Here is an 11339-nt window from a genome sequence, read left to right on the forward strand (position 1 = left end):
TGGGCGGGCAACGATCTGGCTTCGCATTATTGAGCTTCTGCGCCGCGGGAACCCGCGCGCATCGCGATGAGGGCGAACAAATGGCCTAAAATGCGAACATAATTAAGAAGGCACCCGAGCTCGGGTGCCTTCTTAATGTTAGCGCCGAAAGCCCGGGCGGATTTCCTCCCAAGGTTTAATGGGCCGGTCAGCTATGAAAGCAGATCCGAAAGAGTGAATGCGTGTGCGCGTTACTACGATGTTAAATACGCAATCCCCAGCTCCCCGGTCACCGGATTCATATACGTCTCGCATTCCACCTCGAACACGTCCGCGATGACCCGCCGCGTAATGACCTCCCGGGGCGTGCCTTCCGCCGCGATGCGCCCCTGTTTCACGACGTAGAGGTAGTCGCAGTACTTCGCGGCGAGCGAGAGATCGTGCAGCGCCGCGAGAACGCCGATATCGAGCCGCTTGACGATGTTCAGGATCTGGAGCTGATATTTGATGTCCAGGTGGTTGGTCGGTTCGTCGAGCACGAGGAACTTCGGCTCCTGGGCGAGCGCCCGCGCGAGGATGACCCGCTGCTTCTCGCCGCCGGACAGGGACAGGTAGCTGCGATCCGCGTAGCGCTCCATGCCGACCTGGCGCAGCGCCTGCTCCACGAGCGCCAGATCCGCGGCATTGTCCGCGTCGAGCATGCGCTTGTGCGGCGTCCGGCCCATCAGCACCATCTCGCGCACGGCAAAGTCGAAGCTGAGGTCGTTGAACTGCCCGACGACGCCCATCATTTGCGCGATTTTTTTTGGCGGCGACTTGATCAGGTCCGTGTTCGCGAGCGTGACCTCGCCCCGGTCAGGCTTGATGACCTTGTAAATGCTCTTGAGCAGCGTCGACTTGCCGCAGCCGTTCGGGCCGATGAGACCGACGAACTGCTTGCCGTGCACCTTGAGCGAGAGGTCGCTCACGATGTCGGCGCGGCCGAGCGATACGGACAGGCGCTTCACGTCCAGGTTCATCTCTATTTCCCTCCGAACTCGTAGCCTTTTTTCACGAGCATGTACATAAACAGCGGCGCCCCGATCATGGCCGTGATGATCCCGATGGGCAGCTCGGCCTTCGGAATGGCGGTGCGGGCGATGACGTCCGTCCAGACGAGGAAAATGCCGCCGATCAGGATCGAAGTCGGCATCAGGCGCCGATGATCGGAACCGACGAGCCCCCGGACTAGATGCGGGATGATGAGGCCGACGAAGCCGATCGTGCCGCAGCTCGCGACCAGCACGCCGGTGACGACGGCGGTGAGCACCAGATAGATCCGGCGGTAAAAGTATAGATTTACGCCAAGCGTGACCGCGGCTTCTTCGCCGAGGAGCATCGTGTTGAGGATGCGGAATTGCAGCAGGAACAGCAGGACGGCGCAGCCCACGACGATGGCGACGAGGGGGAGACGATCCCAAGAGGCCGGGGCCAGGCTGCCCATCGACCAGAAGGTGACGGAGCGAATGCCCTCGGCGTTGTTGGCGAAGTAGATGATGAAGTCGGTAAAAGCGGTGCACAGGGCGTTGATGACCATTCCCGACAGCACGAGCTTGACCGACGACATCTTGCCGCCGATGCCGGCCAGCGTCAGGACGAGCATCGAAGCGCCGAACGCGCCGGCGAATGCCCAGAAGGCGAGGCCCGTCTGCCCGAGCAGGCTGGACGCGCCGAAGCCGACCAGAATGGAGAAGGTCGCGCCGAGCGAAGCGCCCGACGAGATGCCGAGAATGTATGGATCGGCAAGCGGGTTTTGCACCGTAGCCTGCATGACCGTGCCGCACATGCTGAGGCCGGCCCCGACGAGCAGCGCGAGCAGCACGCGGGGGGAATCGGATATTCCAGATGATGCTGACGTTCGAGCCCGATACGAGCTCCTGCAGGTTGCCGATCCGGATGCCCGTCACGTGATAGAGCAGAATTCGGTACGAATCCGCGACCGGAATGTCTACCTGGCCTAGCGCCACGGCGATGACGACGGAAAGTACGGCGACGATAATCAGGCCGAGCTGGAGGAGCAGAAACCCGGCGCGCGAGGAGATTGCCGATTGTTGCACGGGGGCGTTGGCCGCCGTTGGCGTGCGTGACATAGGAAAACGATCCTTTCGGTGTCTGAAAGTCGGATGAAGTCAGCCTAAGAATAGATGAGATTGATAATCGTTGTCAATTATTTTTACAAAATCTGTTGACAAATAAAAGAGAAATCATGAATAATGATAATCATTATCAATTGTGTAAGGGTAGAAAAGTGAGTTCGCATCAGAATTATGCTTCAGAAAAAGAAAAATGATTTGACATCAGAAAAGGGGTTCATTCATGCGCAAGCGTATCCATCCATTCTCTATCCTCACGCTCGTACTCGTCACTGCATTCATGCTGCTCGCGGCCGGGTGCTCGGGCGGCAATAACGATAAGGGCGCAGCCTCTTCATCGGCGACTGCCTCCGGGGAAGCCTCGTCGTCCGCATCGCCCTCTTCCAGTACGCCGGATTCTAGCGCAACCGCAAGCGGCAAAACCGTATACCCGCTCGTCATCGACAACTATGCGCTGTCGGGCGAGGGAGAAGATCAGAAGCCCAAACAGCAGACCTTCGACAAGGCGCCGGAACGCGTGGTCGCCAATACGCAGCCGGTCGCGGAGCTGCTCATCAAGCTGGGGCTCGGCGATAAGCTGGTCGGCGTGGCCGCATTGAACGGCGCAGCCGATCCCGAAGTATCGGCGGAGGAATTCAAGAAGATTCCGGTGCTCGCGCAAGGCTACGTCAGCAAGGAGCCGGTCGTCGGCACGAACCCGGATCTCGTCATCGGACGTGCGGGGCTGTTCGCGGACGCGGACTGGGGCAACGGCTCGGTGGACAGCCTGAATAGCTTGGGCATTCATACCTACGTGAACAATGCCAGCCTGCAGGGCGCGACGCTTGCCAGCTTGTACCGCGATATCGAAGAGATCGGCAAGATCTTCGACGTTCAAGACAAAGCAGCGGCTCATATCGCCAAGCTGAAGGAACGCGCGGATGCGTTGAAGGCCAAGTACGAGGGCGAGGCCGCGCAGAAGTTCGCCATCGTCAACGACACCGGAGACGGCACGCTCAGCGTGGACAGCGGCTCCCACGACTCGTTTCAGCACGACGCGCTGTCCCTGATCAAGCTGAACAATGCCTTCCACGACGTCGACGGGTACGAGGTCAGCATCGAACAGCTGGTCGCCGAGAAGCCGGACGTGCTGCTGCTGTCCTACTACACCGGCGCGCAGGATCCTGAGTCCACGCTCAAAGCGGCGTATGCCAACCCTGCGCTGCAGGACATTCCGGCGATCAAGAACAAGCGGATCTATGTGATCGACTTTAACGCGTTCTGGGGCTACGGCGATCAGATCATGGCGGCCGCGGAAAAGCTGGGGCAGGAAGTGTACGGCAAGTAAGCGAGCATGGCAGGTAAACGCGTAAAGAAATTAAACGTGTACTGCAGGTAAACGTGTACGGAATTAAAAGGAAGAGGCATCGCAGGAGGCTTGTCCCTGACGGTGCCTTTTTTTGCATGCATGGGGCGATGGCGCGGAGCGTTAGTTGTTAAAAGGCAGCTAATTTCGTTTGCGGACGAAATGGGGGGAGCGATAGTTGTCAAAAGGCAGTTAATGGAGCCGGTTGGTTGTGATTTTAACGGCGGGGGGCGAAATTAGATGCCTTTTGATCATTATTTTTGTTTTGAGCCGGCTTTCGCATGAGATAAATGTCTTTTGACAACTATTTAGATAGCGGTCAGGGGGGACGTCGGCGTGGATGGCGAGGTAGGCGAGGCACGCGAGGCAGGCGAGGTAGGAGAGGCAGGCGAGCGAAAGGCGGCGGTGCGGCTAAAGAGTACCGGGCGGGACCCGCGCAGGCGCTAACCGCAGCGGACGCTGGCTGTCTCCGACGCAAACAAGGCCCGGCGCCGCGCATGCGCGCACACCGGGCCTTGTTTTAAAGCGTTGGAGCCGCCGATCAAACCGGCTTAAACGTCATTCGGAAGGAATACGGCCGATTGGCCGGGAGCGTGTAGGCTTCGTGCGTAGGCGCTCCCCAGCTGTCGTCGCCGCCGACGCCCATCTGCTTGAAGTTCACGCGCACGATGCTGCCGCGGCTCGGCGGCAGCTTGTACGGGTGGTCGCTCGCCTCCAGCTCGGCCGGGGACCACGGAAGTGCGTTCAGCTCGAACGGCAGCGCGCTCTCGAAGCGCAGGCCGCGCCCGTCCTCGCCCGTCAGCGCGGCGTAGCGCACGTCCGTCTTGTTGCCGCATTCCTGCGGACGCAGGTACGGCACGAACTGCTCGGCGACCTTGCCGGAGAAGCGGCCGAGGCGCGCGCTTGTGCGGCGGTCCCGAATAGTTCTCGTGCGGGCCGCGGCCGTACCAGGACACCGCGTCCAGCGCGCCGTCCAGCTCGAACAGGAGGCCGAACGCCGGCAGCTCGGGCAGCGCGTCGCTGCCCGGACTGAGCTCAAGCGTCGCCTCGACGGCGCCGTCCGGACGGATCTCGCAGCGCAGCGCGACCGCGGTGGACGGATCGTTCGCCAGGCGATAAGCGGCGGTCACGACTTGCGACGAGCCGGCCGCGCGCGCGTCCAGTCCGACGAGCTGCAGCGTACCGCCCGCGTCGCGCCAGATCGCGCAGCGTTCGCCCATTTTGTTGCCCCTGTCGTTGTCGGTCTGGGGGCGCCAGAAATAGGGCTGCAGCGGCGCGATCAACAGCTCGCGGCCGTCGACCGCATAGGAGGCCAAGACGCCGGTCGTGCGGTCGAAGCGCAGGACGAATCGCTCGCCCGTCACCGTCAGCGAATCGCCGGACGCCGCTGCAATGACCGCGGCGACAACATCTGCGACAGCGCTCTCGCCGGCTGCGGCAACCAGCGCGTCGGCAGACGAACCGGCATCGGTTCCAGCGGCCTCCCGCGCCTTCAGCACGAACTGCTCCCACGCGACTTCGTGACCGGCGGCCGCCCAAGCCGTGTCGGCCTTCAAGACGAGCGACAGCAGCAGCGTCGCCTCGCCGTCGCCGGGCAGCGCGTCCCAAGCATAAGGTACGGCGATCTCGGCGGACTCGCCCGGCGCCAGCGCCAACTCCAGCACGCCGTTCTCTCTCGCCACGCCGTCGATCGCGAGCTCCCAGCGCAGCGCGTACGCCGACAGGTCAGTGAACAGGTGCTTGTTGCGGACGCTGAAGCGTCCTTCGCGCAGATCGACTGCCGTCCATGCTGCGTTCTGGTAGCACTTTTTAACCTCGAGCAGCTTGGGGGTGACGCTCCGGTCCGCGAAGAGCAAGCCGTTGCCGCTGAAGTTGCCGTCGTGCGGGGACTCGCCGAAGTCGCCGCCGTAAGCCAGATACTCCACGCCGTCCGGCGTGCGCGTGCGGATCGCCTGGTCGACCCAGTCCCAGATGAACGCGCCCTGCAAGATGTCGTACTTGTCGAACAGCTCCCAGTACAGGTGCAGGCCGCCGCACGAATTGCCCATTGCATGACTGTACTCGCACAGGATATACGGCTTCTTAGGCTTGCTTAGCGCATAGCGCTCGACGTCCGCAGGCTTGACGTACATCGTCGACTCGATGTCGGACGCGGCATCGTAAGCTCGGTGATGGAACGTGCCTTCATAATGCACGAGGCGCGACGGATCGGCCTGCTTCAGAAAATCGTGCATCGCGATGAAGTTCTCGCCGCCGAACGACTCGTTGCCGAGCGACCAGATGACGATGGACGGATGGTTTTTGTCCCGCTGCATCATCGAGTTGGCGCGGTCGAGCACGTTGTCCCGCCACTCGGGCTTGCTGCCCGGCACGTTGAATTCCTTTTCTTCCTCCTGTCCGTATTCCCAACTGCCGTGCGTCTCGAGATTGGTCTCGTCGATGACATACAGGCCGTATTCGTCGCAAAGGTCGTACCAGACCGGTTGATTCGGATAGTGCGAGGTTCGGACGGCATTGACGTTGTGCGTTTTCATGAGCAGGATATCGCGAACCATGTCCGCCTTGCTCAACGCGCGTCCGGTATCGCAGGAAAATTCGTGGCGGTTGACGCCTTTAAACACAATCCGCTCTCCGTTAATTTTCATAAGCCCGTCTTTGAGTTCGAACGCACGGAAACCGATGCGGCAGCCGGTCGCTTGCAGCAGCGCGCCGTCGTCGCCATAGAGCGACAGGACCAGCGTATATAAATGAGGCGCTTCGGCGCTCCACTTGAGCGGCGCCGTCACCGGGGCGGACAGCGTCAGCGCGAGCGCTTCCTCGGAAGCGGAGGCGACAGCCAGCGAATGGGCGGCATCCCACACGGCGCGGCCGGACGCGTCGTAAAGCTGCAGCTCCAGGCGACTCGCGTCATAGCGGTAGCCGAAGTAATTTTCCAGCTTGACGTCCACGGTCAGTACCGCGTCGCGATAGTCGGCGTCCAGCGTCGGCTTCGCGAAGAAATCCGCTACCCGCAGCGGCGGAGCGGAATACAGGTATACGTCGCGGAAAATGCCGGACAGCCGCCAGAAGTCCTGATCCTCCAGCCAGCTCGCGTCGCACCAGCGGTACACCTCGACGGCAAGCTTGTTTTCCCCTTCAAATAGATAGGCCGTAATGTCGAACTCCGCAGGCGTAAACGTGTCCTCGCTATAGCCCGCCAGCTCGCCGTTGACCCAGACATAGAAGGCGGACTCGACGCCTTGGAAGCTTAAGAATACGGGCTGGCCTGCCCAGGAAGCGGGGACCTCGAACGAACGGACGTAGGATCCGACGGGGTTGTAAGTCGTAGGCGCGAACGGTGCCTTCAGCTCGGGCTCGCGTTCCGACCACGGATAGCGAATATTCGTATATTGCGGGTAGTCGTAGCCCTGGAATTGCCAATGAGAAGGCACCGGCATGTCAGCCCAGCCGCTGCTGTCGAAGTCGGTCCGGTAAAAGTCGCGCGCACGCTGTTCGGGCGTGTCCGCCAGCGAGAATTTCCACGTGCCGTTTAGGGAAAAGAAGTAAGACGACGCGGCCGGATCTCCGGCGAGCACGCCTTCGGCGGATGCATAGGCCATCATATGGGAATGCGCTTCCAATCGGTTCAACTGGAAGATATCGGGATTGTTGTTCCATTCGGGGTAGCCGTTGGCCGGCGGCGTGTATTGCAGTTTCTGACGCACTCGCAGCGCTCCTCTTCAATAGAAGTCATTAATATATTCACATTATAGTCCGTATGATAGAGTGGTTATATAGCAGGATTTTATTCGGAACTATAAAAATATGAAACGAGCGATGTCAGGTGAAGAGCAAGATGCTGTTCAGCCGTACGGACCGGACGTCGCTGCTGCCGGTGTACGTGACCTCGATCGGTTATTGGGAGCACCAGCCGGAGACCGAGCGCGAGGACGGCTTCCCCGATTATCAGCTGCACCAGACGATTCGGGGAACCGGCGAATATACCGTCGAGGGACGGACCGTCCGCGTCGGGCCGGGCGAAGCGTTCGTCCTGTACCCGGGCGTCGCGCATGCGTACCGCCCCGTCTCGAAGCCGTGGGAGATGGCGTGGGTCGCGTTCAACGGCCGAGAGGCAGGCGCGCTGCTGCGTTACGCCGGTTGGCGCGCTTCCGGAGGCGGCCGGCTGGCGGATGCGGGGCTGCTGGAACCGTTCGCGGCGATGCTCGAGGGTGACTCGCTCTCGTACGAGGCGAATCTGGAGCGATCGCACGGCATATACGCGCTGCTGCTCGAGCTGGGACGCATGCAGACGGCAGGCAGCCGGGAGCAGGACATGAATCGGATGAAGCCGATCGTCGCTTACATCGAGGACCATCTGGACCGGCCGCTCTCGCTCGGCGAACTGTCGGAGGCGGCGGGGGTGTCCCCGCAGTATTTGTGCCGGCTGTTTCAGAAGACGGTTCAGATGCGACCGCTGCAGTACGTCAATCTGCAACGCGTCGGGCGGGCGAAGCAGCTCATGTTCGTCGCGCCGGGCAGGCGGATGCACGAGGTCGCGCGGGACGTCGGCTTCGACAACGCCAGCTACTTCGGCGCCGTGTTCAAGAAGGCGACGGGGTTCAGTCCGGAGCAGTTCAGGCGGCTGTACGGGATGCCGGGGAACGAGTGAATGCGTCCGGCGCTAGGTCGCTTTTAACCGTCATCACGGGATCGAGCAGGCTTAATAATCCTATTGACAGATTACTCCGAAAAGATACAAAATGTATCTAAAATGATATTGGGGTGGCAATTATCGATAAGCGATTAATCCAGCTCGACTCCATTCGAGGTTTAGCGGCGCTCTCAGTGTTCCTAACTCATATCTTGCTTTTGTCCAGTAATCCGACAGTTGAAAAGCTCTCCCGGGAGTCGCCCTTAAGAATCCTGGATAACGGACACGGAGCAGTGCTGCTTTTCTTTGTACTAAGCGGATTCGTTCTGTCGCTGCCATTTTTAAAGTCTGCGGTCCCTTATACGTCTTTTACAATCAAACGGATAATCAGGATCTACTTCCCATACCTCGTCGCAATAACTGTTGCAATTCTGGCTTTTAATTCCAAGGACCCGATTCAGGGATATGGGGAATGGATAAAAAATTTGGCGACGGGCACGTTCGAAGTAAAGGGGATTCTCGAGAATCTGCTGCTCGTGGGGAACTACGACTCGGATCGCTACAACCCTGTGATCTGGTCGTTGGTTCATGAAATGAGGATCTCGCTTTTCTTTCCGATAATCGCACTGCTGATCGTTCGACTCCGGTGGACTGTGAATCTCGTCATTTGTTTGGGCCTTTCAACGGTATCGTCGCTGAACCTTTTATTTCACTGGGAGCCTTACTACGGTTTTCAAAGCAGTTTTCTGCTCTCCTTGCACTTGTCGGCGCTCTTTATCATCGGTGGCTTGGTTGCAAAACATCGAAAAGAGCTTGTAGGTTTATACGTTAAGCTACCCCAAAGCGTAAAATATGTTTTTTTTGCTGCTTTCGATGATCCTGTACACCTACGCAGTCAAGATGCGCGGCGTAACCGCAAGGCTGGGAATGGAGTCGTTCGGTGAAATGGCGCAGGATTACGCGTTGGCGGCCGGGATCGTCATTTTCCTGGTTATCGCTCTCGGCTCAAAAAAAGATGACCGCTATCCTGGAGTTGAAGGTGATCCGATTCTTCGGGGATGTCTCGTACAGTCTGTACCTATGGCACGTCATCATTCTGATCGGAAGCATTCGCCTGCTGCAAGGACAATTGCCGGCATTTGCGATAATCTTTTTTGGCCATTGTGGCGACGTTCATCGTTTCCTGGCTGTCATATCGCTATATAGAGCTGCCCTCCATCAGGTTCGGCAAAAAAGTTGACGGCAAAACGCACGAAAGAGAGCGGCGAAATATCTCGCCCTGTGCATACTGGACTGGAGACAGCAAAATAAGAACTCGAGTCGCTCACACGGGCGGCTCCTTTTTTATGCTCAAAACGATAAACGAATTCGTGAGCCATTATCGCGGGGGGGAGCCGCGCTGCCGCTCGCGGTAGCGGCAAAGCGCATGCGCTGGGCGAAAGCCGGCGGTCGCGCGGCGATCGTGCTTCGAACAGACGCTTAGCGGAGGGAGCTGCTTGGATATAAGAGGAAGCGCGAATCGATAGAAAATTCCGATAAGCCCTCAGATTGACGCAGGGACGCCGGGGTGGTACAGTCGTGACCATATAAAACATAGTAAGCGGGTGGGAAAAATGGTTTTATCGGCGAATCCAGCGTCACCGACAGCAGCGTGCAGCCCCGAGAAAACGGGCTGGGAACAAGTCCTAGGCGCCGCTGTTCCTGAAGGGCCAGGCTTGAACGTCGACGCCGTCTGCCGAGCGATCGAGGAACGGGAGGCAGAGTGGATCGCGCTCCGGCGGGAGTTCCACCGTTTTCCCGAGCTGCTGTTCGACGTCGGCAGGACGGCCGCGCGTGTCGCGCATCTGCTGCGCGAGTATGGGTTGGAGGTGCAGGAAGGCGTCGGCGACCATTTCGGCAAAGGCGTGGTGGGCGTGCTGCGCGGCGGCAAGCCGGGACGGACGGTGCTGCTGCGCGCGGACATGGATGCGCTCCCGATCCGGGAGATCGAGGGCCGCGAATACGGTTCCGAGATCGAGGGAGCGATGCATGCCTGCGGCCATGACGCGCATACGGCGATGCTGCTGGCGGCCGCTTACGGTCTCAGCCGGGAGCGCGAACGGCTGTCGGGGACGGTGCGGTTCGTCTTCCAGCCCGCCGAGGAGGGCGCCGCGCCGAGTCCGGTCGACGGCGAGCTGCGCAGCGGCGGACGCGATCTTGTCGAGAGCGGGGCGGCGGACGGGATCGACGGGGCCTTCGCGCTGCATGTCTGGCCGGGACTGGAAACGGGCGGCTTGGCGATTCACCGGCGAGAGGCGATGGCGGCATCCTCGCATTTCCGCTTCACGTTCCGCGGACGCTCCGGCCATCACGGGGCTCCGCATCTCGCCGCGGACGCGCTGCTCATGGCCGCCCACTTCGCCGTGGAGGCGAATAGCGCCGTCGCGGTCGCGTCCGACCCGCTCGAGCCGGTGTCCTTTGCCTTCGGCAAGCTCCAGGCGGGCACCGCGGGCAACGTCATCGCGGACACGGCGGAGGTGCTCGGCACCTACCGTGCCTTCAACGATGCGACTGTGCGGCGAATCCGCTTCGTGCTCGAGCGCTGCGCAGCCGCCTGCGCAGATCGCTTCGGCGGCACCGTCGATCCTAGCTTCCGCATGGGCAAGGCGCTGATCAACGACGCCGCCGCAGTCGAGCTTGCCGAGCGGGCGGGCGCCGACGTGTTCGGCGCGGAGCAGGTTCGCATGCTCGACCAGCCGAGCCTGGCGGGAGAAGACTTCGCCTACTATCTCGACAAGGCGCCCGGCGCCATGCTGCTCATCGGCGTGCGCGACGAGGCGCGGGGCATCGTCCATCCGCTCCATCATCCGTCGTTCGATCTGGACGAACGCGCGATCGCGCTCGGGGCCAAGCTGCACGCGCGGGTGGCCGTTACATTTTTGCAACGAGGCTTTGAATAAGATAAGCAAGTCTTGCAGGCAAAAAGAGTGAAGCCGATGCTGAGGATACCCGGCGGCGGCTTTTTTTATTTTGCCGAATAGCCCTTCGCACAGGAACGTACGCTTTTTCGCCGTTTGAACGGTATCCCCCCTCGCACAGGAACGCGCTATTCTCCGTCGTTTGAACGATATCCCCTTCGCACAGGAACGTGCTTATTCTCCGTCGTTTGAACGATATCCCCTTCGCACAGGCAAGCTGACAGACAGGAAGGCAGCCAGTTAGACGTAGCTTCATCAGCGAACATACCGCCATGCAAGTGTCTTTTCCCGGCGAA

The 11339-nt window shown here is 60.3% G+C and carries 6 protein-coding genes and 2 pseudogenes; 4 read left to right on the forward strand and 4 right to left on the reverse strand.

Features of this window, described 5'->3' with window-relative positions; translation table 11 throughout:
• Nucleotides 1-233 precede the first annotated feature (233 nt).
• Nucleotides 234-998 (reverse strand): ABC transporter ATP-binding protein, encoded by a 765-nt coding sequence (locus OMP40_RS13525; RefSeq protein ID WP_277531973.1) that lies wholly within the window; start codon nucleotides 996-998, stop codon nucleotides 234-236.
• A gap of 2 nt (nucleotides 999-1000) precedes the next feature.
• A pseudogene (locus tag OMP40_RS13530) lies at nucleotides 1001-2108 on the reverse strand (FecCD family ABC transporter permease).
• Between the two features lie 226 nt (nucleotides 2109-2334).
• On the opposite strand from OMP40_RS13530, the gene OMP40_RS13535 reads away from it, so the two are divergent.
• The gene (locus OMP40_RS13535) at nucleotides 2335-3438 is read left to right on the forward strand and encodes an ABC transporter substrate-binding protein (RefSeq protein ID WP_277531975.1); all 1104 of its coding nucleotides are present in this window, start codon (nucleotides 2335-2337) and stop codon (nucleotides 3436-3438) included.
• Between the two features lie 559 nt (nucleotides 3439-3997).
• Here the strand turns inward: OMP40_RS13535 and OMP40_RS41695 are convergent.
• Nucleotides 3998-4315 (reverse strand): beta-galactosidase small subunit-related protein, encoded by a 318-nt coding sequence (locus OMP40_RS41695; RefSeq protein ID WP_420871927.1) that lies wholly within the window; start codon nucleotides 4313-4315, stop codon nucleotides 3998-4000.
• A gap of 118 nt (nucleotides 4316-4433) precedes the next feature.
• Nucleotides 4434-7058 (reverse strand): annotated as a pseudogene (gene lacZ, locus OMP40_RS13540) (beta-galactosidase, LacZ type); the annotation flags it as partial.
• 221 nt (nucleotides 7059-7279) lie between these two features.
• Between lacZ and OMP40_RS13545 the strand changes: the two are divergent.
• The 3 genes from OMP40_RS13545 to OMP40_RS13555 all read left to right on the forward strand — a co-directional run bounded on the left by OMP40_RS13545 (nucleotide 7280) and on the right by OMP40_RS13555 (nucleotide 11025).
• Nucleotides 7280-8104, forward strand: coding sequence for an AraC family transcriptional regulator (locus OMP40_RS13545; protein WP_277531976.1), 825 nt, complete (start codon nucleotides 7280-7282; stop codon nucleotides 8102-8104).
• 113 nt (nucleotides 8105-8217) lie between these two features.
• Complete coding sequence (locus tag OMP40_RS13550) at nucleotides 8218-9030, forward strand: acyltransferase family protein (protein WP_277531977.1); 813 nt, start codon at nucleotides 8218-8220, stop codon at nucleotides 9028-9030.
• A 771-nt stretch (nucleotides 9031-9801) separates the two neighbouring features.
• Nucleotides 9802-11025 (forward strand): M20 metallopeptidase family protein, encoded by a 1224-nt coding sequence (locus OMP40_RS13555; RefSeq protein ID WP_277531981.1) that lies wholly within the window; start codon nucleotides 9802-9804, stop codon nucleotides 11023-11025.
• Nucleotides 11026-11339 lie beyond the last annotated feature (314 nt).

It is taken from the genome of Cohnella rhizosphaerae (assembly GCF_029525575.1).
Taxonomy (GTDB): domain Bacteria; phylum Bacillota; class Bacilli; order Paenibacillales; family Paenibacillaceae; genus Cohnella; species Cohnella rhizosphaerae.

Coding starts and splice junctions, on each gene's coding strand:
- OMP40_RS13525 (WP_277531973.1), bottom strand. CDS start 998: ATGAACCTGGACGTGAAGCGCCTGTCCGTATCGCTCGGCCGCGCCGAC.
- OMP40_RS13535 (WP_277531975.1), top strand. CDS start 2,335: ATGCGCAAGCGTATCCATCCATTCTCTATCCTCACGCTCGTACTCGTC.